18 protein-coding genes and 1 riboswitch are annotated in these 21,736 nt (G+C 59.0%); of the genes, 10 read left to right on the top strand and 8 right to left on the bottom strand.

Annotated elements, in window-relative coordinates; genetic code table 11:
* Positions 1 to 88 precede the first annotated feature (88 nt).
* Positions 89 to 874, bottom strand: coding sequence for a DNA-formamidopyrimidine glycosylase family protein (locus AC11W3_RS19800; protein ID WP_484090127.1), 786 nt, complete (start codon positions 872 to 874; stop codon positions 89 to 91).
* A gap of 192 nt (positions 875 to 1,066) precedes the next feature.
* Here AC11W3_RS19800 and AC11W3_RS19795 point away from each other — a divergent pair, with 192 nt between their 5' ends.
* The 3 genes from AC11W3_RS19795 to AC11W3_RS19785 all read left to right on the top strand — a co-directional run bounded on the left by AC11W3_RS19795 (position 1,067) and on the right by AC11W3_RS19785 (position 3,421).
* Entirely contained in the window at positions 1,067 to 2,503 is a 1,437-nt protein-coding gene (locus tag AC11W3_RS19795) for a DegQ family serine endoprotease (protein ID WP_484093609.1), read from the top strand.
* A 25-nt stretch (positions 2,504 to 2,528) separates the two neighbouring features.
* A complete protein-coding gene (locus tag AC11W3_RS19790) occupies positions 2,529 to 3,140 on the top strand; it encodes a hypothetical protein (RefSeq protein WP_484090129.1) in 612 nt (203 codons plus the stop codon).
* A gap of 92 nt (positions 3,141 to 3,232) precedes the next feature.
* Complete coding sequence (locus tag AC11W3_RS19785; protein ID WP_484090130.1) at positions 3,233 to 3,421, top strand: hypothetical protein; 189 nt, start codon at positions 3,233 to 3,235, stop codon at positions 3,419 to 3,421.
* A 2-nt stretch (positions 3,422 to 3,423) separates the two neighbouring features.
* On the opposite strand, the gene AC11W3_RS19780 is transcribed toward AC11W3_RS19785, so the two are convergent.
* Positions 3,424 to 3,786, bottom strand: coding sequence for an Hpt domain-containing protein (locus AC11W3_RS19780; RefSeq protein WP_484093608.1), 363 nt, complete (start codon positions 3,784 to 3,786; stop codon positions 3,424 to 3,426).
* A 491-nt stretch (positions 3,787 to 4,277) separates the two neighbouring features.
* Between AC11W3_RS19780 and AC11W3_RS19775 the strand changes: the two genes are divergently transcribed.
* Complete coding sequence (locus AC11W3_RS19775) at positions 4,278 to 5,348, top strand: pyridoxal-phosphate-dependent aminotransferase family protein (RefSeq protein WP_484090132.1); 1,071 nt, start codon at positions 4,278 to 4,280, stop codon at positions 5,346 to 5,348.
* 52 nt (positions 5,349 to 5,400) lie between these two features.
* On the opposite strand, the gene rd is transcribed toward AC11W3_RS19775, so the two are convergent.
* Positions 5,401 to 5,559 carry a rubredoxin gene (gene rd, locus AC11W3_RS19770; protein WP_484090133.1) on the bottom strand — a complete coding sequence of 53 codons (159 nt, stop codon included), beginning with the start codon at positions 5,557 to 5,559 and terminating at the stop codon, positions 5,401 to 5,403.
* A gap of 677 nt (positions 5,560 to 6,236) precedes the next feature.
* Between rd and AC11W3_RS19765 the strand changes: the two genes are divergently transcribed.
* From AC11W3_RS19765 to AC11W3_RS19750, 4 genes are all read left to right on the top strand, one after another.
* On the top strand, positions 6,237 to 8,078 hold the full coding sequence (locus AC11W3_RS19765; RefSeq protein ID WP_484093607.1) for a phosphoenolpyruvate carboxykinase (GTP): 1,842 nt from the start codon (positions 6,237 to 6,239) through the stop codon (positions 8,076 to 8,078).
* Between the two features lie 256 nt (positions 8,079 to 8,334).
* Positions 8,335 to 9,924, top strand: coding sequence for a phosphoenolpyruvate carboxykinase (ATP) (pckA, locus tag AC11W3_RS19760; protein WP_484090726.1), 1,590 nt, complete (start codon positions 8,335 to 8,337; stop codon positions 9,922 to 9,924).
* Positions 9,925 to 10,014: 90 nt separating this feature from the next.
* Entirely contained in the window at positions 10,015 to 10,206 is a 192-nt protein-coding gene (locus AC11W3_RS19755; RefSeq protein WP_484090727.1) for a hypothetical protein, read from the top strand.
* A 297-nt stretch (positions 10,207 to 10,503) separates the two neighbouring features.
* Positions 10,504 to 11,049: a HyaD/HybD family hydrogenase maturation endopeptidase gene (locus AC11W3_RS19750; RefSeq protein WP_484090728.1), complete on the top strand. Its 546-nt coding sequence runs from the start codon at positions 10,504 to 10,506 to the stop codon at positions 11,047 to 11,049.
* A 127-nt stretch (positions 11,050 to 11,176) separates the two neighbouring features.
* Here the strand turns inward: AC11W3_RS19750 and hisG are convergent, their stop codons facing one another.
* Positions 11,177 to 12,052: an ATP phosphoribosyltransferase gene (hisG, locus tag AC11W3_RS19745; protein WP_484090729.1), complete on the bottom strand. Its 876-nt coding sequence runs from the start codon at positions 12,050 to 12,052 to the stop codon at positions 11,177 to 11,179.
* Positions 12,053 to 12,143: 91 nt separating this feature from the next.
* The gene (hisI, locus tag AC11W3_RS19740; RefSeq protein WP_484093606.1) at positions 12,144 to 12,572 is read right to left on the bottom strand and encodes a phosphoribosyl-AMP cyclohydrolase; all 429 of its coding nucleotides are present in this window, start codon (positions 12,570 to 12,572) and stop codon (positions 12,144 to 12,146) included.
* A 330-nt stretch (positions 12,573 to 12,902) separates the two neighbouring features.
* Positions 12,903 to 12,979, top strand: a riboswitch (cyclic di-GMP riboswitch).
* A 219-nt stretch (positions 12,980 to 13,198) separates the two neighbouring features.
* On the opposite strand from hisI, the gene AC11W3_RS19735 reads away from it, so the two are divergent.
* Positions 13,199 to 14,977, top strand: coding sequence for a fibronectin type III domain-containing protein (locus AC11W3_RS19735; RefSeq protein ID WP_484090731.1), 1,779 nt, complete (start codon positions 13,199 to 13,201; stop codon positions 14,975 to 14,977).
* Between the two features lie 179 nt (positions 14,978 to 15,156).
* The gene (locus AC11W3_RS19730; RefSeq protein ID WP_484090732.1) at positions 15,157 to 16,791 is read left to right on the top strand and encodes a right-handed parallel beta-helix repeat-containing protein; all 1,635 of its coding nucleotides are present in this window, start codon (positions 15,157 to 15,159) and stop codon (positions 16,789 to 16,791) included.
* 239 nt (positions 16,792 to 17,030) lie between these two features.
* Here the strand turns inward: AC11W3_RS19730 and AC11W3_RS19725 are convergent, their stop codons facing one another.
* The 3 genes from AC11W3_RS19725 to AC11W3_RS19715 form a co-directional block, all read right to left on the bottom strand.
* Complete coding sequence (locus AC11W3_RS19725) at positions 17,031 to 18,590, bottom strand: right-handed parallel beta-helix repeat-containing protein (RefSeq protein ID WP_484090733.1); 1,560 nt, start codon at positions 18,588 to 18,590, stop codon at positions 17,031 to 17,033.
* Complete coding sequence (locus AC11W3_RS19720; RefSeq protein ID WP_484090734.1) at positions 18,563 to 19,504, bottom strand: polysaccharide deacetylase family protein; 942 nt, start codon at positions 19,502 to 19,504, stop codon at positions 18,563 to 18,565. Before AC11W3_RS19720 ends, AC11W3_RS19725 begins: the two co-directional genes overlap by 28 nt.
* A gap of 86 nt (positions 19,505 to 19,590) precedes the next feature.
* Entirely contained in the window at positions 19,591 to 21,735 is a 2,145-nt protein-coding gene (locus AC11W3_RS19715; protein ID WP_484090735.1) for a bi-domain-containing oxidoreductase, read from the bottom strand.
* Position 21,736 lies beyond the last annotated feature (1 nt).

The raw sequence follows: 21,736 nt of genomic DNA, 5'->3' as shown, positions 1-21,736 counted from the left end.
GTTGCCTCCCTTGGTCGGCCGAAGCCGGGATATAGTTAGCGCAAATCAACCATCTAAAAATACCGGGCATGACCTGCTTGTCAACCTCTCACTCATACAGCTTCTGTTCACCGGTATAGTAGGTGACCTTCGACTGTACCTGCTCCTTGATGATCGGCGCTCCGGTCGGCGAGACCTTGCGGCCGGGGCCGTGAACCTTGAGAAAATCCCGCACCTCCCCCGAGACCGCGCCGGGGCGTCTTTTTCTGATTTCCTCGATCCCTTCCTTGAGCACCGCCGGAATGGCCTCCACCAGCGCGTCGACAGCCTCCGCGGGGAGTTTGCCCACGACGGACCGGGGTGAGATCCGGGCCCGCCACAGGATCTCGTCCGAGTAGGCGTTGCCGATGCCGCCGATACGTTCCTGGTCGATCAGGAAGGCCTTGGCCAGCGCCTTCGGCTTCTTCGCGAAGGCAGCCCGGAGGTAGTCGGCGGTGACTTCGAGGCCGTCCGGCACTCCGCTCTTCACTTCTGGATTTACGGAAGCCACCGCCCATCCCTTCGGATCGGTTACCGCCATGGCCGAACCGTCGGCAAAGGAAAGGCTGAAGACAAGATAATCGAGGCGCTCAGCCTCCCTCGCGGCAGTCAAAACGAACCCGCCGTTCAGCATGAGGTGGATATAGAGGTCAGTCGTATTGTCAAGGTGAAAGCAGATCTGTTTTCCAACCCGCCTCACCGTCTCTATCTTGGCACCCGCCAGAGATCGAGAAAGCTCTTCAGCTGAAACGTTCAACTTCTTGTTGCCATAGTACCTGGAAGCGACGATCTCTTTGCCAATGACAGCCTTGCTCAAATTCTCTGCGAAGACAGTCAGATCGGGAAGTTCTGGCATATCATTCCTCCTCAACGGTTTTGCAATCTTTACCGCAAATATAATGGGTTTATCAACCAATTCCAGTGATTCCTTGCCGGGCAGAGAGAGCAGCCGGGTGAAAACATATGAGAGAAGCCCTTACTTGCTAATCTCGTTTTGTATGTTTTCCTCTTATGAAGCAGGTACCCCGCACCGGGAAGGAGGCAGGCCATGACCATGAGATGTGCGGCGCTGGCGGGAAGAACTCTGGTGGTCTCCATGCTCCTGGTGCTGACCTGCGTTTCGACCGGAGGAGGCGAAACCAGGGGAAGGTCCGAGGTGGTGGTGGGATTCCCGCAGTCCTTTGCCGACCTGGCGGAAAGGGTGAAGCCGGCGGTGGTCAATATCAGCACCACCTCCAAGGTCAAGGTCCCCGGCACACCTTTCAAGCACTTCTTCGAAGGACAGGAAGATGAAAAGCAGTTCAAGGAGTTCTTCAACAAGTTCTTCGGTAACGTCCCGGACCGGGAGATGAAGCAGCAGAGCCTCGGGTCCGGTTTCATCATCGACGGCAGCGGCCTGATCATCACCAACAACCACCTGGTCGAGGGGGCGGAGGAGATCAAGGTCAAGCTCTCCGACGGCAGGGAATTCAAGGCCAAGGTCACCGGGCGGGATGCCAAGACCGACCTCGCGCTGATAAAGATCTCATCTCCTGTCGGGAACCTCCCCGTTTTGGCCCTCGGAGACTCGGACAGGATGCGGGTCGGCGACTGGGTCCTGGCGGTGGGCATCCCCTTCGGGCTGGAGCATACCGTCACCCAGGGGATCATCAGCGCCACCGGCAGGGTGATCGGGTCCGGTCCCTATGACAACTTCCTCCAGACCGATGCCCCGATCAACCCCGGCAACAGCGGCGGCCCCCTGGTGAACCTCCGGGGTGAGGTGATCGGCATCAACACCGCCATCGTCTCCGGCGGCCAGGGTCTCGGCTTCGCCATCCCCAGTTCCCTGGCCGCCTCGGTGATCACCCAGTTGAAGGAGAAGGGAAAAGTGGTCAGGGGCTGGATCGGCGTCTCCATCCAGAGCGTCACCCCCGAGCTGGCCAAATCGTTCGGACTCTCCGAGGCAAAGGGGGCTCTCATCGGCGATGTGGTGCCGGGGGGCCCGGCCGACAGGGGCGGAATCGAGCGGGGCGACATCATCGTGGTCTACAACGGGAAGAAGGTCAAGGATTCCAACGACCTCCCGCGCTTCGTCGCCGAGACACCGGTCGGCAGGAGTGTCGATGTCACCGTAGTCAGGAACGGCAAGGAGGAGCGGCACGGCCTCAAGGTCGCGGAGATGACGGAAGAGAAGGTCGCGGCCCAGACGCCGGAACCGGCCGAGCAGAGTTTCGGGATGGAGCTGGAAGAACTGACGCCGAAGTGGCGCCAGCACCTGGGGATAACGGATAAGGCGGGGGTGGTGGTTGCCAATGTCGATGAGGGCAGCCAGGCCGACGAAGCCGGGATCGAAGCGGGAGACGTCATCGTCGAGGTGGACCGCAAGCAGGTACGCAACGTCGCCGGCTTCAAGGCCGCCATCGCCAAGGCAAAGGGGAGGGCGGCCCTGCTGCTGTTGAAGAGGGGCAAGCAAAGCTTCTTCGCAACCCTGGGAGGGGAATAGGCGCAGAGAGGGCAAGGAGGACGGTATGAAAGGACTCAAAGGCGGCTTATTGTGGGTGGTGATGGCGGTTGTGGCGGCCCTGCAGGGATGCGCGACGCCGGACCGCAAGGCCGATATCCTCTATCAGCCTGCCGCGAACGTCAAGGGGGGCGCTGGTGATGTCTACCTCGTTCAGGACGTTCACCAGCCTCCCTCGCAGGCCGCGGGAGTGCAGTGGATCCTGGGAACGGTGACCGACAGCGACGGCACCACCGTAAGCAAGGTGGTGACCGAGATGGCGCCGGCGGCCCTGGTCATGGACGCCCTGAACCAGGAGCTGAGGCGGGCGGGCTACAACATCATCGTAACGGACAAGATGCCGGATCAGGTGAAGAAGGCCGTCAGTCTGAAAGACGTCAGCATAAGGCTCGACGAGAAGCACTCGGTGGTCAGGGACGAGGCAAACTGCTCGGTGAAGATGTCGGTGCAGCCGTGGCGAGACGGTGCCGCAACAGGCACGGTGGGATACGAAGCATACTATACCGATAGCGCGGTGAGCGACCGGGACCAGTTGGCTTCCACGTCCCTGCAAAAGGCCCTGCAGTTGCTGATGACCCGGGCGGTCCCTGGCATCGTGAAGACGCTGGAGCAGAAGTGACCTTCAGCTACGGCAGTCACCGGAGGTTCACCCTCAACTGATCCGGCACTGCGCCGGGCACGGAAGGTGCCGGATTAGTCGCGAGGTCCGTGATGGAAGAGAGTTCAGCAACCTGCATGAAGATGGTGGTCGCCCGCATGGCAGCCGTGGTCGCGGCAGGGAGCCTCGCCTTTGCCGCCAGCCTGCTCCTCGGAATCGACCCGCTGAAGCCGACCCTGATCATGGCCCTGGCCGCGCTCGCCAGGTTGGCCTACAGGTACCGCCATGACCAGAGGGAGTGAGGTCATAAAGGAGCGCTCACCTTCCTGAAGTCCGAGAGACCTTCTTCCAGCCTGGGAAACAGTTCCGCAGCCCCCGCCAGTTCACCTGCGCTCCCATGTTGTTCCATCGTAGCGGCCAGGCGGTGAAGCCTTAGGGCCGAGATGTTGGCGGCCGCCCCCTTGATGGCGTGAGCGTTGCTCCGCACCTGCGGTGCATCGCCGGCATTGAGGGCTTCCCTCAATGCCGAAAGGTACCCTGAAGATGATTCCGCAAAGAGGGTGACGAAACGCCCCACCAGTTCATCTCCCCCCAGCCGCGCCAGCAGCGCGCCCCGGTCAAAGACCGGCAAGGTTTCCAGCTCCTCCACGGTAAAATCCCCTCTCATACCGACCTCTCATGATGGTGTTGCCAACCTTCCATCTCCCGGTGTAATTCCCGCCCATCCCATATCGGCTCGCCCGGGAAAAGGGTTAGCGTCTTGGTTCAGTTGATGTCCTTCCAGGTGGGATCAGGCTCCGGAGCATCTCTGCCGGCTTCAGGAAGGAAGGTCTGATCGCGCCCGCCTCCCCAAAGGCGATGGTGATCTGGCTGGCTTGGAATCTCCTACCGAGTGTGTGCATCAAGGCTCCTGTCGGGCAGCGCGCGGCCCCCTCTCCCGTCGTCCGGCATCATCGCGGCTGACGCCCCCCCGGCCTTCCCTTCGGGACCAAGAGTTGAAGGGGATCGTTGCCTCATCGGCTGGTGCAGGAAAAGCTTGAGGAGAAAGGGGAGGCGCGGCCACGGGGGAATTGACATCGACTGCGGCATCTGATAGGTTTTGGGTCCTCCTGCCGCCAGGCTGCCCCCACAAATCTGAGATCACGGAGCCTTCAAACAATGCACAAAAAGCTCTTTATCCCGGGACCGATCGAGGTCGCTCCCGAAATACTCGAGGCCATGGCGACCCCGATGATCGGCCATCGCATGCCGGAATACGCACGCCTGCACAAAGGCGTGACCGACAAGCTGAAGAGGCTGATGTTCACCGAAAGCCGCGTCTTCCTCTCCACCTCCAGCGCCTTCGGCGCCATGGAGGGGGCCATCCGCAACCTGGTCGGCAAGCGCTGCGCCAACTTCTGCAACGGGGCCTTCTCCGACAAGTGGCATAACGTGACCCTCGCCTGCGGCAAAGAGGCCGACGCCTTCAAGGTGAACTGGGGCGAGCCGATCACCCCGGAGCTGGTCGATTCCGCGCTGGCCACCGGCAAGTACGACGCCATCACCCTGATCCACAACGAGACCTCCACCGGTGTGATGTCGCCCCTGCCGGAGATCGCCCAGGTGCTGAAGAAGTACCCCGACGTGGTCTCCATCATCGATACCGTTTCTTCCATGAGCGCCCTCAAGATCCCGGTGGACGAGCTGGGGATCGACTGCTGCATCTTCGGCGTCCAGAAGGCCTTCGGGCTGCCGCCGGGGCTCGCCATCTTCACCGCCAGCGAGCGGGCGCTGGAGCGTGCCAAGGGGATCCCGGGGCGCGGCTACTACTTCGACTTCCTGGAGTTCCTGGCGGCCGACGAGAAGGACAACACCCCTTCCACGCCGTGCATTTCGCAGATCTTCGCCATGGACCGCCAGCTCGACCGGATCTTCGCCGAAGGGCTGGAGAAGAGGTGGCAGCGGCACCTCGAGCTGGCGCAGTTCGTGCGCGGCTGGGTAACGGGGCAGGGCTTCGGCCTCTTCCCGGCCGAGCCGTACCGCTCGCTGACCCTCACCTGCGCCACCAACGACCGTGCCGTAGACCTGGCACAGCTGAAGAAGCGCCTGGGCGAACGCGGCTTCGCCTTCGATGACGGCTACGGGAAGCTGAAAGGGAAGACCTTCCGCGTGGCCCACATGGGCGACATGAGGCTTGAAGACCTGAAGGAAATTACCGCCGAGATGGAGGAGATCCTGAAGGATCTATAGAGAGGAATTGCGGAGAGAAGGGGGGAGCTATCCCCCCTTTTTTGCGCCTTGGCTACTCCTTTTCGAAGACTTCCTTGCCGGCTCCGCAGACCGGGCAGACCCACTCTTCCGGCAGGTCGGCGAAGGGCGTTCCGGCCGGGACACCGTTGTCGGGATCGCCTACGTAGGGGTCATAAACGTACTGGCAAACGGTGCAGACATATGGCTCCATGATCACCCTCCTGGCTTTGGTGCCGCCGGCTCCGTTCCTGGCCGGCGGATCAGCGGAAGCCCCGTAATCCGGGGCAGGTCCGGCAAAAGTCTAACAGACACGGAGAGTGTGTCAAATAAGGCCTTACGGGATAATTTAGACTTGATTTTGAAGCTCGTTGTGTTACTTTGTCATAATTAAAATCGTGGGTAAAGGAAGATACTCAATGCTCAATGACATCACCGGCTGCATAAGTCTCAAGAAACATGGCAGAGACTGCGATCAGGTCCCCCCTGACGGCACCGGTCAGTCAAAGAGCGAATCGTCGATCACGGCGAGGGGCTCAACTCCTATCTCCCCACACGAAAAGTTCAACAACATCCCGCGTACCGTTTCATAAGATCCCCCTGCAGCAAGTATCAGCCTAAACGAATATCCAGCAGCCGGGAAATGTCATTCATTTCATCCGACGGGCATCCATTTCGCTTCCCCCCGTGTAACAGTTGTCGTGAATGCAAAGACGGACAGGTATTCGTAAGGGGTAGGCTTCTTCGACTTCCGGAGAGATACGCAGAGCCGGTTCAACCGCGCGAGGCTAACGGTTGTTTCCTCAAACGCTTACTATATATACGCAGCAGTCGTTTTTTGGGTTTTTTAGGAATGCAATGAAATCCTAACAACACAAGGAGGGAGTGGACATGAGTTACGAGGTAAAGAACAAGCAGTTGCAGAACTGGGTGAATGAAGTGGCCGCTATGTGCCAGCCCGACAACATCTACTGGTGCGACGGATCGGAAGAAGAATACGACAGGATGTGCAATGAGCTGGTCAAGGCCGGCACCTTCCGTAAACTGAACCCGGAGAAGCGCCCGAACAGCTATCTCGCCTGGTCTGACCCAAGCGACGTGGCCCGTGTCGAGGACCGCACCTTCATCTGCAGCGTCTCCAAGCAGGACGCGGGGCCGACCAACAACTGGATGGCGCCCAAGGAGATGAAGAAGCGCCTGACCGAACTCTTCACCGGCTGCATGAAGGGGCGCACCATGTACGTCATCCCCTTCAGTATGGGGCCGCTCGGCTCCAACATCGCCAAGATCGGCGTCGAGATCTCCGACTCCCCGTACGTCGCCGTCAACATGAAGATCATGACCCGCATGGGCAAGAAGGTCCTCGACGTGCTGGGCGACGGCGACTTCGTCCCCTGCCTGCACTCCGTGGGCGCTCCGCTGCAGCCGGGCCAGAAGGACGTGACCTGGCCGTGCAACAAGGAGAAGTACATCGTGCACTTCCCGGAGGAGCGCTCCATCTGGTCCTTCGGCTCCGGCTACGGCGGCAACGCCCTGCTCGGCAAGAAGTGCCTGGCGCTGCGCATCGCCTCCAAGATCGCCAAGGACGAGGGGTGGCTGGCTGAGCACATGCTGATCCTGGGCCTCGAGTCCCCCCAGGGCGAGAAGACCTACGTCGGGGCGGCCTTCCCGAGCGCCTGCGGCAAGACCAACCTCGCCATGCTGGTTCCGCCCAAGGCCTTCAAGGATGCCGGCTGGAAGGTATCGACCGTGGGAGACGACATCGCCTGGATCAAGCCCGCCTCCGACGGCCAGCTCTACGCCATCAACCCGGAAGCAGGCTTCTTCGGCGTGGCACCCGGCACCTCGATGAAATCCAACCCCAACGCCATGCTCTCCTGCGCCAAGAACACGATCTTCACCAACGTGGCGCTGACCCCGGACGGCGACGTCTGGTGGGAGGGGATGGATACCACCCCCGAGAAGCTGACCGACTGGCAGGGCAAGGAGTGGACCCCGGGCTGCGGCAGGCCCGCCGCGCACCCCAACTCCCGCTTCACCTCTCCGGCCAGCCAGTGCCCCTCGATCGACCCGGCCTGGGAAGACCCGAAAGGGGTGCCCATCAAGGCCTTCATATTCGGCGGCCGCCGCAACAGCGTTGTCCCGCTGGCCTACCAGGCTGTCAACTGGAGCTTCGGCGTCTACCTCGCCGCGACCATGGGCTCCGAGACCACCGCAGCTGCCGTCGGCGCCATCGGCAACGTGCGCCGCGACCCGTTCGCCATGCTTCCCTTCTGCGGCTACCATGTCGCCGACTACTTCAACCACTGGCTGCAGGTCGGCCGCAGCAACCCCAACCCGCCGCAGATCTTCAGCGTCAACTGGTTCCGCAAGGACGCCGACGGCAAGTTCCTCTGGCCGGGCTTCGGCGACAACATGAGGGTGCTGAAGTGGATCGTCGATCGCGCCAACGGCTGCGGGGCTGCCGTCGAGAGCCCGCTGGGCTGGATGCCGCGCTACGAGGACCTCGACCTGACCGGCCTCGACATCACCCGCGAGAACTTCCAGGCACTGATGGAAATCGACAGGGAGCTTTGGAAGGAGGAGGTCCTCTCCCACGAGGAACTCTTCATCAAGATGTACGACCGTCTCCCGAAAGAGTTCGAGCACATCAGGGAACTCATCCTCTCCGGCCTGTGGCGCTCCCCCGAGCACTGGGGACTCGCACTGTCAGAGGACGAAGCCGAAGAGTAACGGCAATCACGCATTGTATGCAGCAAAAGGCCCCGGTCGAAAGACCGGGGCCTTTTTTGCGCCTTTAGTCGGATGTGACATCGTGGGGGTTATGCGGTCCGTTCGTGCTGAGCCTGTCGAAGCACGCATTTGCGGGGTAGCAACCGTTGAATTCCCCTTTCCTGCTGCTATCTTTTTAGCTGGCGGTGGCCCCGTAGAAATCTCGGCGACACGGGATCGGCACCGAGACCTCAACCGGCAAAGAGGAGAGGCGACAGTGAGACTCAATGACATAACCAGAGGCAACGGGCTCGAAGAACATGGCATCACCAACGCGAACCTCATCTACTGGACCTCGCCCACCGCCGTCCTGTACGAGCAGGTGGTCAGGAGGGGCGAGGGGCTGGTCAGCCACCTCGGCGCCCTCACGGTAAGGACCGGGCACTACACCGGCAGGGCGGCCAACGACAAGTTCATAGTGGACGAGCCCTCCAGCAGCGCGGAGATCAACTGGGGCAAAATCAACCGCCCCTTCGACCCGGCGCAGTTCGATGCCCTGTACAAGAAGATGACCGTCTACATGCAGGGGCGCGACCTCTTCGTGCAGGACGCCTTCGCAGGGGCAAGCGTCAAACACCGGATCCCCGTGCGGATCATCACCGAGAAGGCCTGGCATTCCCTCTTCGCCCGCAACATGTTCCTGCGAGCCACCCCCGAGGAACTGTTGAACCACAAGACCGAGTTTACCGTCATCGACCTCCCGATGTTCCACGCCCAGCCGAAGATCGACGGCACCAACTCCGAGGCCTTCGTGATCATCAACTTCGGCCGCAGGCTGGTGATCATCGGCGGGACCAGCTACGCAGGCGAGATCAAGAAGTCCATCTTCACGGTCCTGAACTACCTTTTGCCGCGCAAGGGCGTCATGTCCATGCACTGCTCGGCCAACGCGGGGGAGGACGGCGACGTGGCCATCTTCTTCGGCCTCTCGGGGACCGGTAAGACTACCCTATCGGCGGCGCCTAACCGGCTCTTGATCGGAGATGACGAGCACGGCTGGGACGAGAGCGGGGTCTTCAACTTCGAGGGGGGGTGCTACGCCAAGGTGATCAACCTCTCGCGGGAGTCCGAGCCCGAGATCTTCCAGTGCACCAGGAAGTTCGGCACCATCCTGGAAAACGTGGCGATCGACACCATCTCCCGCAGGATCGACCTGAACGACGCCTCCTTCACCGAGAACACCCGAGCCTCCTACCCGATCACCCACATCCCGGGGATCATCCGTTCCGGCTGCGGAGGCCATCCTACCAGCATCATCATGCTCACCTGCGACGCGTTCGGGGTGCTGCCGCCCATAGCCCGGCTGACACCGGAGCAGGCCATGTACCACTTCCTGTCGGGGTACACCGCGAAGGTCGCCGGGACCGAGGCCGGCATCACTGAGCCGCAGGTCACCTTCTCCCCCTGCTTCGGCGCTCCTTTCATGGCGCTGCGCCCGGCAGTCTACGCCGAACGCCTGGGACAGAAGCTCTCCAACCACAAGGCCACCTGCTGGCTGGTAAACACAGGGTGGAGCGGCGGCGGACCGGGGGTCGGGAGCAGGATGAAGATCGCCTACTCAAGGGCCATGGTCAATGCGGCCCTCGATGGAAGCCTGGGAAGAGGCGAGTTCGTCAAGGATCCCGTCTTCCGTCTCGACATCCCGACCTCATGTCCGGGAGTCCCCAGCGATCTCCTTAGCCCCAGAAACGCCTGGGCGGACAAGGGAGCCTATGACGCCACCGCCAGAAAACTGGTGGAGATGTTCCAGATCAACTTCGAGCAGTTCAAAGGCACCGTTTCCTCAGAGGTCGCCGGCGTCCTCTGATGCGGAAGTGACGGTCCGCTCCGGGGCCGGTTGCATAGCATGACGCCCCCTGATATCATTAAAGCAACAAAGGAACGCAGGAGGGCGACCATGAAGCAGCCATATTCCGAGATATGCGACAGGACGCAACAGAGGGACGAGAGGATCAAGGTGAAAAACCGCAACACCGGCGAGGTCGGGCTCAGCTACAGCTGCACCATCGAAGGAGATACCGTACAGGTGGAACTCCCCGACGGCAGCCTCGACAGCTGGCGGGAGGATGACTGCGAAATCATGTCCTGATCGGATAACATCTGCAGCCACTTACCAAGAGAGCCCCGCACCGCGAGGCTCTCGTTTTTTGTAGCCAGAAAAAGCGAGGTAATGTTGGCAAATCCGAACACCTTCTCCCCCTCCCCTGGAGGGAAGGGGGCAGGGGGCGGGGGAAGTGCCACGAAGGTGTGCCAGGAGATAAAGACAAATCCCCCCGGCCTCCCTTTGACAAGGGGGAGCTCCAGTCTCCTCCATCAAGAGAGGGGTGGGCAAGGATCCGCAGGGGCGTGACGGGACCATGTGAGAGAGACCGGTCAGGAGGTTCGAATGGCAGGAGTCGAGGAGGAGAAGATACTGGTCGTGGGCGTCGGGAACATCCTTATGGCCGACGACGGCATTGGCGTGAGGGCGGTCGACCTGCTCTCGGCGCGCTATCGCTTTCCCGAGAGGGTGACCGTGCTGGATGGCGGGACCCTCGGGCTCGGCCTTCTCCCGCAGGTCCAGGAGGCGCAGCGTCTGCTGGTGGTCGATGCCATCGATACGGGGGCGCCTCCCGGAACTCTGGTAAGGTATGCCGGAGAGGATCTTACCCTCAGGGTGGAGGGGAAGCTCTCCCCTCACCAGGTCGGGCTGAAGGATCTCCTGGCCGTGGCATCGCTGCTGGGGCCGGCGCCCGAAGAGACGGTGCTGTGGGGAGTGCAGCCGGAATCGATCAAGGTGGCGATGGAACTGTCGGAGACAGTGGAGGCCCAACTCGAGCCGCTGGTCGAAAAGCTGGTACAGGAACTTGCCAGGTGGGCGGTTCTCCCGGAACCACTACTCCCCGATCCGGCTCCCTTTAGCCTACGAGGCCGGCTAGGTCCCCCCCTTTGACAAAGGGGGGACAGGGGGGATTTGCTTTTGATTCCTTGCCCCTCACCACTTCAATGACAACAAGGCCGCCCCATTGCGGGGCGGCCTTCGTTTTTACCATCCATCTCGGGCCCGAAGCCGCGAGATGTCAGATGATCTTGTTCAGCGAGTACTCCACGATTCCCTCGGCGCCCAGCTTCATCAGCTCGGGGATGATCCTGCGCACCTCCTTCTCCGGCATGATGCTCTCGATGGAGACCCAGTCGGAGTTGTAGAGATTGGAAACGGTCGGGTTGTTGAGGCTGGGGAGGATCTTGGTGATGGCCGGCACCTTCTCGCCGGGGGCGTTCATCTTGAGACCGACCATCCCTTCGGCGCGCAGGGCCGACTGGAGCAGGGTCGCGACCTGCTGGATCTTCTCCCGCTTCCACGGATCTTCCCACGCCGCCTTGTTGGCCACCATGACCGGGACCGACTCCATCAGCTCGCAGACGATCCTAAGTCCATTGGCCTTGATGGTCGAGCCCGTCTCGGTCACTTCGACGATGGCGTCGCAAAGCCCCTCGACGACTTTCGCCTCGGTAGCCCCCCAGGAAAACTCCACGTTGACGGGGATGTTGCGCTCGGCAAAGTAGCGCTTGGTGAAGCCGACCAGCTCGGTGGAGATGGTGGCGCCGTGGAGATCCTCCGGACCCTGTACCTTCGAATCGCCGTTAACCACCAGCACCCAGCGGGCGGGGCGGCGGGAAACCTTGGAGTAGACCATGTCGCAGACTTCGACCACGTCAGAATCGTTCTCACGGACCCAGTCGCGGCCGGCGATGCCGACATCGATGGTGCCTCGCTCCACGTACTTCCCCATCTCCTGCGGGCGGATCAGCGAGCACTTTATCTCGTCGTCGTCGATTCCCGGGAAATAGCTACGGGACGAGATCGATATCTGCCACCCGGCCTTCTTGAACAGGTCGACGGTGGCGTTTTCCAGGCTGCCCTTGGGAATACCGAGTTTCAATACGTTTTCCATTGCTACCTCGTGAATTATTTATTGGTTTGAAGCGCAGGCATTAAGAAGGGGCGAGATGTCACATCCCGCCCCTCTTTGAAAAGGCCTTCATTCACTTCTTATATACTTGGGCAGGATCGAAGAGAGGGTTGGAATGCTCGACCCAGGTGCCGTTCTCGTACCTGACGTAGAAGCAACTGCGGTTCCCGGTGTGGCAGGCGGCGGGGCCGTTCTGTTTCACCTTGATGACCACGGTGTCGGCATCGCAATCCGTCAGTACCTCGACAACTTCCTGAGTATTCCCGGACTCCTCACCCTTCATCCAGTACTTGTTGCGGGTACGGCTGAAGAACCAGGTTTTTCCCGTCTCCAGCGTCAGGTTCAGGGTCTTCTCGTCCATGAAGGCAACCATCAGGACTTCGCCGCTCTCATTGTCCTGGATTACGGCGGGGATGAGTCCACCCATCTTCTCGAAATCGATCTTGATCATAGTCTCTCTGTCCTTCCGGTAACGTAGATTCAGAAAAAAGTAACTTTTCATACACCGGCGCACCGCCTGTGTCAATACTTATCAAGATGATGTCAGCCCCCGGCGACGCCAGTGCCGACCTTCGCGGATTACATTCGGCCCCCCTGCACTAATCGAATGCCTGCACATCGAGGGGCGATTGCTTTTTCTTACCGACAGTCTCGGAGATATTCAGCCACAGCGAGCGCTCTCATTATAGAATAAACATAAAAACCACCACAAAAACAGCGCGATAGGCCTGCGGCCAAGACCCTGCTCATACCCTTCATTTGGTGACCGGCGTCACAGCTCTTTTAAAACCGGGCATGCTATCGTCTACCAAAATTAAAAAACGGAATCGATACACGACAATACTAAAACTTCCGCGAGGGAGTGACGGAAAGCCTACAGGGTCTCACGCAGACAGCCGGGTCGCCGAAATATCAAAAGATATTAATGGCCCCGGCTTTTTTGCGTTCTGACCATAACAGAAGGCGTCAGGAATGCCGGGAAAGGGATCCGGATCAATTGATGATACCGGAGAGCAGGAGTCGCCGGCAAGAGCGCCACGGAAGGCGGAGAAGCCAACCGTAATATCAAGGCCATTGCCGGGGAAGAATTGAAAAGGAGTAATTCGGGTTATGAAAGGAGAGTGTACATTGAAGAGAGCAGCAATAAGTTCGCGTATCGCAATGTTCGCGCTGTCATTACTGATTCTCGCTGCAGCTACCGTCTTTATCGGGGAGCCAGCGGCTCAGGCAGCGCAGGCGAGTATGTCGTGGGCCGCGCCGACCACCAATACGGATGGCACGCCTGCTACCAACCTGGCGGGCTACAAGGTCCATATCGGCAGCGCCCCCGGCAGCTATCAGCAGCATATCGATGTCGGCAACATCACGAGCTATAGCGCCACCAACCTCACCGACGGCAGCACCTATTACTTTGCCGTAACGGCCTATAACACCTCAGGACTCGAGAGCGCCTATTCCCCCGTGGTCAGCAAGACCTTCCCGGTCGCAACCTACCAGATAACGGCAACGGCCACGAGCGGCGGGACCATCACCGCAGTCAACAACACGAATGCAAACGTGGCAACGAACGGGACAACCAGCATAACCAACGTCACCGTCGGCGCCGGGGCCTCCCAGACCTTCAGCATCGCGGCTGCCGCAGGTTACAGCACTGCGAACGTCACGGTCGACGGAGCATCGGTCGGTGCGGTTTCCTCCTACACCTTCAGCAACGTGACCGCCAGCCACACCATCAGCGCCACCTTCGCCGTCAATAGCTTCACCATTACCGCGACTGCGGGTTCCGGCGGGAGCATCTCACCAGCAGGAACAACGACGGTCAATTCCGGCACCAGCCAGACGTTTGCCATAACTCCACTTTCTGGGTACCAGATATCGGCAGTCACCGTTGACGGCGTATCGGCAGGCACCGTCTCCAGCTACACCTTCAGCAACGTCACCGCCAACCATACCATCTCCGCCACTTTCGCAAGCACCGCGACTTCGACTCCTCCCACTTCCACTTCCAGCGTGATCACCGGTTCCACCACCTGGCAGAACCAGTCCTTCGCGTCGCAGAGCGGGGTCTTCACCGCCAACTTCGACATGGTCGCCTCGGCCAACAACATCGACACGGTAACCATGCTCTCCGGCGTCGCGGCAAAGACCTTTACCGACGGAGCGGCGATCGTGAGGTTCGATCCCAACGGTAATATCACCGCCATGAACTACAGTGCCTACTCCGGTGCCATCGCAGTACCATACGTTGCCGGCAAAAGCTACCACATACGGATGGTGGTAAACGTTTCCTCTCATACGTACGACGTCTACGTAACCCCGGCAGGTGGCAATGAAGTACGCCTGGCTGCAGGCTACGCGTTCAGGTCGAGCCAGGCAACGGTGTCAGCGCTCAGCAACCTCGGCGTCTATGGCGGCATCGGCAGCCAGAAAGTATCCAATTTCTCGGTAACCCCTTCTAAGACCATCACCGGCTCGACGACCTGGCAGAATCTGGCCTTCCCCTCGCAAACCGGCGTCTTCACCGCTTATTTCGACATGATCCCGGCGGCGAATAACATCGACACCGTGACCATGCTGACCGGCGTCACGGCATCGGCCTTCACCGACGGGGCCGCCATCATCAGATTCGACCCCAACGGCAACATCACCGCCATGAAGTCCGGCTCTTACACCGCGGACGTCGCAGTCCCATACCAGGCAGGCCAAAGCTACCACCTTCGCCTGGTGGTCAACGTCCCCAGTCACATCTACGACGTCTATGCGACCGCGCCGGGAGGAAGCGAAGTCCGCCTGGCAACAGGCTACCCGTTCAGGTCGTCACAGGCAACCGTACCGGCCCTGAAGAACCTGGGCGTCTACTCCGGCCTCGGCAGCCACAAAGTGATGAACTTCTCAGTAGCACCGTAGCGGCCCCCGCCACGCGTCCTACGGTGAATAGAAAGAGATCCCTTTTAACAAGAAAGCCCCCTCGACCAGAGGGGGCAGCGTAAGGTGCCGGTAACGGCACTACCCAAGATCGACTGACGCCGGATTTATAAGCTGGCGCCAATCTGAACAAGAACTTTTAGAACAACATGGAGAACATAATGGAAATACACAGGCTCAAAAGTATCATCCGGACTGCTACCTTTGCGGTATGTACAGTGATAACAATGGCCTCCGCGAGTTGGGCGGCAACCTACTATGTCGATTCAGTGAGCGGCAATGACAGCAACGCCGGCTCACAGGCTGCACCATTCTCTTCGGTTTCGAAGGTGAACAGTTTGTCGCTGCAGGGCGGTGATACCGTCTACTTCAAGTGCGGCGGATCGTGGGGATCCACTCTGACCCCGGCCTCCGGCACGAGCACAAGTTCCGTTACCTACGCATCCTACGGAACCGGCAGCAAGCCGATCCTCGCAGGTGCTTCAGTCACCAACAAATCGTACATCAAGTTCCAGAACCTCGTGTTCCTTAACAACGGCTCCGGCGTTCCTGTCGACATCAACAATTCCCACCATATCGCGGTCTCCAACTGCGACATCATTGCGGGAAGCTCTAACACGACAGCGTATGCCGCTCTTTGGATGCGCATGAGCTCGCATCACAACAGCGTAACCGGGTGCACCATGGAGCGTAGAAACCTCGCCTCCCAGGGCGACGCCCTGACCATGTCGCGCAATGTCAGCTACAACCTCATCGAAAACAACACGATAGGAATCGCGACCCATTACTCCATGTTCATGGAGGGTTCGACCGCTACCTATCCCACCTACGTCACCAGCTTCAACATCGTGAGGAACAACAAGATCACGAACCCCGAGGGCGCCATGCTGGGGCTCGCCTCAAACGCCAACTCCAACCTGATCGAAGGCAACGAGATAAGCGGCGGCAAATCGACCTCCTATGACGCCGGTGCCGCTAACACCCTTCAGCACCTGTGCCAGAACAACATCATCCGCAAGAACGTCCTCAGGGACAACACCACGGCAGACGGGTACGGCGCACAGTCCATTGCATACCAGTACGGCAGCGCTCCGGCTAACCAGATACTGTCGAACCACGTGTACAACAACCTCATTACCAACATCTATCGCAACCCGATCATCCTTGGAAACTACGAGCCTACCGTCTGCCAGGTAAAGTACAACAAGTACAAGAACAACATCTCCTACAACAACGGCACTAGTAACAATATGCAGCTCGTCATCTCCAATGACGGAGGGATCTCGGACAACTACTTCCAGAATAACCTCTTCTACAAGTCCGGTGTGACCAACATCCTGTCTGTACAGGGCGGAAGCTACTCCGTTTCCAGCATCCAGCAGAAGGACCCGAGCCACTGGTCGAGCAACCTTCAAACGGACCCGATGCTTGATTCGACCTTCAAGCCGATGACCGGCTCGCCGGCTATTGACTCTGGAGCGTTTCTTGCTACCGTCACCTCCGCATCCGGGTCGGGTACTTCCTTCGTAGTCGATGACTCGGGGTGGTTCTGCGACGGCTTCGGATATGCTGCTGGCGACACGATCATGGTAGGCACTACCAAGGCAACAGTTGCAAGCGTCAACAACTCGACCAAGACCATTACCGTGACCGCGCCGGTTTCCTGGAAAAGCGGTGACATCGTAACGCTTCCCTTCAACGGCACCAGGCCCGATCTCGGGGCCTTTGAATACGGAACCGCCTCTACTACTACTACTGCGCAGCTGTCCGCGCCCCAAGGTCTGACTGTACAGTAAGGACGAAGCTTTAGCCGCCCAGGCGGCTCAAACGCCAAAGGGGGAAGAGACTTGTCTCTTCCCCCTTTTCGTTTTCAGCGTCTTAGCAGTATTCCTTCCGCCTCGATGAGTTTAAAGTTCTTCCCATCCCGCCCCACTGTCCGGGAATGCCGGCGGGTGCCGGAGCTTCACCCGATTTGCCATGGACCCGCCCGGGCAGCCGGTGGCCAGGACTCCCGGTTCTGCAGGCATCCCGGTTCTCAGCCGGGAGCGTACTCGAAGACTCCAATATCCGGTCTCGTCCCCCTGTACGGCAGGCTCACCCGATCACCTGATTTCCACGACACTGCCCGCTTCAAGGTGATGGTATTCGAGCCATAGTCGATCTTCGCAATGACGGCGGTTGAAGCTCCGATTACAATGGTGTCTCCGGGGGAGATGCCAAAGCCGTCACAGAACCATCCTGCGTCTTCCACCACCAGGGAGCGTCCAAAACCACTTGCGCTGGTCACTCCGGTCAGGAAGGTCCCCGCGTCTACGGCAGGTGAACCGGGTGCAGGCCTGAAGCGCGCATCGAGTTTTGGATCGGAAGAAAGGTTCTCCCGCCAGACATCCAAGACGCCAAGCTCTGTCTCCGGGAGAGCATACGGCCTCCCCCTCACCAGCACGTTCTTCTTCCCCTCCCCTTCACAGATAATATTGTTGCGGAAGGCATTAGCGGCTATGTTGTCGCCTCGTTCTACGACTATTTGATGTGAGGAGCCATTACCGCACACCACGTTGTTGGCGAGCTTGTTGTTCTTCACCTGGCATAACCGCGGTTCATAGTTCCCCAGGATCACGGGGAACCTGTAGATGTTCGTGATCACATTGTTGTAGATGTAGTTATTCATGATCTGGTTGGGCGGGTCATTGTGATAGCGGTAAGCGATCATCTGGAGGCCATAGCCGTTTCGGCTGGCATTGTCGCGGATTATGTTCCTTCGCACTATGTTATTCTTTGTCAGCAGCTGAAAACTGCTGGCCGCATTGGAATTGAAGCCTGTTGATTTCCCACCCCTTATGTCATTATCTTCGATTAAATTGTGGTCGGCATTCGAGACGACGCTGACTGCAGCCCCTTCCGTATTGAAGATCCTGTTATCTCTGATGATGTTGTAGTTAGCCGAGCCGTCAGGATTAGAGGCTGTCGCGCCCAGGAGAAACAGCGAGTAGTGGGTTGCCATCCCGATATCATTGTCTTCAAAGAGATTGAAGTCGGCGTTCTGGTTGAGATAGACCGCATCGCCCTGCGACCGTGTATTCCGGCGCTCGATCGTGCACCGGGCGACCCTGTTATGATGGGAAAAGGTCACGTACAGTGCCGCATAGGCTTTTGAAGAGCTGTCGGCGGTTATCTTGCAGTTGGTGACTGTTACATGGTGTGAGTTGTCGAGGTGCAGAGGATAGCGGTCGTTACTGCTTCGCAGTTCTACATCCCTTAAATGTATATGGCTCTGACCTTTGAGATAGGCACCTCCAATACTAGGCTTGCCCCCCCTGCCATACCCGCCGTAAGTGATGGGGAGGCGGTTCGACCCGGAAAGGGGACGAAGGAGGGAATCCCACCTCTCGCCGCATTTGAAGTACACGGCGTCTCCCGGCTTCAATGAAGCATCGTTGACCCTGGCGACACTTCGCCAGGGGGCGCCCCGGGTCCCGGCGTTTTCGTCGGCCCCGACGGTCGCGTCCACAAAATACGCCCGCCCAAAGGCTGCTGAAGGCAAGGCAATCAACATCAGCACCATGAGGTTTAGTAAGAGGAGCGCTTTCTTTTCCATCGTTTCCTCGAGTTCAAGGGAGTCGCGGCGGGAGGCTGAGGCTCATCCGGCTTTACCCCCGGGTACTTTCCGCCGCGGCCGCCCTGAAAGAGGTATTTGAGGTAGAGGGGGAGACCGGTCAGCTGAGCTATCATCACCGTCAGGGAAGCATCGTCGGCAATGCCGAGGGCTTTCAGCCGGAAGAGGTCGGCATTGCTGTCGTTCCAGCCTGCGTCTATGGTCCTTGCCGAAAGGTATCCAGCATCCTTCGCGTACCGGATCTCTCTTTCGCCGTAGTCGCCGTTGGGATAGCTGAAATGCCTGCAGTCCCTACCGAACATTTTCTCCAGATCTCTTTTTGACTCAGCGATCTCGGCCATGCACTCGTCGTCGACGCAGGTAGTCAGCACAGGATGGTACAGCGTATGCGCTCCGAAATCCGCGAAAGCGCTCATCTCCGACAACTCGGCCATGTTCAGCGCCTGACGGTCCGAAGATTCGTGATCCACCGTGAACTGATACGATTCTTTCAGCACCCGCAGGCGGGCGGTGTTGGAGAAGCGCTTTAATCCCGCAGCGTCCTTTCCGGCGCTTTTCCACCAGAAACGACGGTGGCTGTCGATAATCCGCGTGCAGAGATAGATGGTAGGGACCACGCTGTATTTCCTGAAGAGATGCAGGAGCCGGTAGTTGCCGGCATGACCGTCGTCCAGGGTCAAGACCATGCTTTGGGGGGGGATTAGGGACCAGTCCTGCTGGTTGATCGCCTCAACCAGCAGGTCCAGGGAGATGAAACGATACCTCTTCGACAGGTATGAAAGGTGCTTCTCCAGGATTTCCGGAGCAGGATCATGGTAGAGCAGTATGGCAACCTTGTTCCTGGCATAAAATTGCCGGACAAGCCAGGGCAGGCCACTGAACCTCACCATGCTCATGCCGAGGCTTTTAAACAGGCGATAGCTATTCATACTGATTTACCCAAGTACGGGCATCGGCGCGGGAACTTGCTGTAGGCATCAATTCATCCCTCAATGCTGACGAGAACCGGCTGCCCACTTTTGAGAGATTCCAGTATCGCCAGGGTCGCCAAAGTCGAAGAGAAGATCTCCTCCACCGGGATAGCGCCCTCCCCCCCCCCGGCAATGGAGGCCAGGAACTTGCTCATCTGATCTCTTTGGCCTTTGTCCTGGGTCGAAAGCTTTCTCACCCTCTTCCCATCAACGGTAAGGGACTTGAAATCGTCGAGGATCGCAGTCGTTCCGTAGGCATGAACCTCCAGGTATTCCTTCGGGACCGCGGAGGAACCATTGGCAAAGTAAGAGATGACGCCGATCGATCCATTCCTGAACTTGATCGAAATGTTGACAGTGTCTTTGAGGCTCTCGGCAGTGTCCATGGTGTGGGCGTGCAGGCTTTCAGGCAGAGAACCGTTGATGAAGGTGAGCAGGTCCACGAAGTGGCAGACCTCCCCGAGGATGCGCCCCCCGCCGAGCTCCGGGTCCTGAATCCAGGAATCAGAAGGAATCCTGCCGGCGTTGATCCTGTAGAGCATGGCAACGGGGCTTCCCTTCACTGCTTCTTTCAGATCCCCTATCAATGGCGAGAACCTTCTGTTGAACCCGACCATCAGACGGGGAACCGATGACTGCTGCCGAAGCGACGAATACATCTCTTGTATTTCTATCAGCTCGGCTAGGGTGAGGCAGAGCGGTTTCTCGACGAAGAGGTTTTTCCCGGCGCTGAGGGCCTTCTTGACGTAACCGGCGTGGGAATCATGCCGCGTGGCGATAAAGACGGTATTGATGTCGTCATTTTCCAGGATTTCGCTCTCCGTACAGGTACAGAAGTGGAATCCGTACCGGTCTGCCACCGACCGCGAGCTCAGGGCGGAAGAAGTCATTACTCCCACTAGACACTCTTTCGGCAGGTACGGTATCAGCCCTTTCTGCGCATATGAACCGGCACCAATAAAGCCTATCTTTACTGGGCCGCCTGCATCCTTTCGGTAGGAGCACAGGGTCACGCGATCGTCCAGAGGCTTCTGTGCCTGGTATTCGATCAGTATCCCGACATACGGCTCCTTCTTTTCCACGATGAGGTCGTATGCTTTTGAAGCATCCTCGAGCTTGAACACATGGGTGGTCAGGTAGCCGAGGTCGATTCTTCCACTGCGGATCAGTTCCTGAAAGGCCTTCATGTTCCTGTTTTCGGTCCACCTGACATAACCAAAGGGATAGTCGATGCCGCGTTGCTCATAGCTCGCATCATACCGGCCCGGCCCGTAGGAACAGGACATCTTGAGCTCGAGTTCCTTGTTGTAGTAGTGGGGCTCCCTGTCAAAACCTGTGGGCGTCATCCCGACCACGACGACAACTCCTTTTTTCCTGGAGATGGCCCCGGCAAAGTTTATCGGGTCCACTGAGGCAGATCCAGCCGTGATGATCACCGCATCACACCCGCAGCCGTCGCAAAACTCCATGATCCTGCTTTCTATGCCGGCCATCCCCCTGTTGAAGCCGAGATCGACACAGTGGTCGGCAGCGATGGCAATCTTGTCATCGGAGACATCTATGCCGATGACCCTGACGCCGGAAGCCCTCAGCATGAGCGCGGTCAGCTGCCCTAGGAGCCCCAGCCCTATCACGGCGCAGGTTTCCCCGAGCCGCAGGTCGGCTTGCCTAATCCCTTGCAGGGCAATGGCTCCGAGGGTGTTGTAAGCGGCGCTTTTAAGGTCGGTACCGGGGTCCAGCTTGACGCAGAGGTTGAGGGCGACTTCCACGATTTCCGCGTGACAAGCACCTCCACCGGCACAGGCCACGAAGTCTCCAACCTTTATATGTTCAACCCCGGCTCCGACACCGATCACCTCACCGGCAGAGGACGTCCCGACGGGACCGAATACATCGAGCTTTTGCATGACGGCCTGGTACGTCTTCGCCAGCCCCTGGGTTTTGACGGAGGCCAATACCTGCTTGAACTGCTGGGGTCTCTCTTTAGCCTTGGCAAGGTACCCCTTCCTGGCAGCCTGGGCTCGACTTCCCTCCGTACCAGCGCTGACGAGGGAGTAGTAGTTCCTGACCAGGATATGTCCTTTGGCCACAGACGGGAAAGGTACATCGAGCACCTTCATTTCGCCGTTTTTCAGTTTCTGGGTGAATTGCTTCATA

The sequence above is a fragment of the Geomonas sp. genome (genome assembly GCF_056994735.1).
This window is presented reverse-complemented; position numbering and strand designations above follow the sequence as displayed.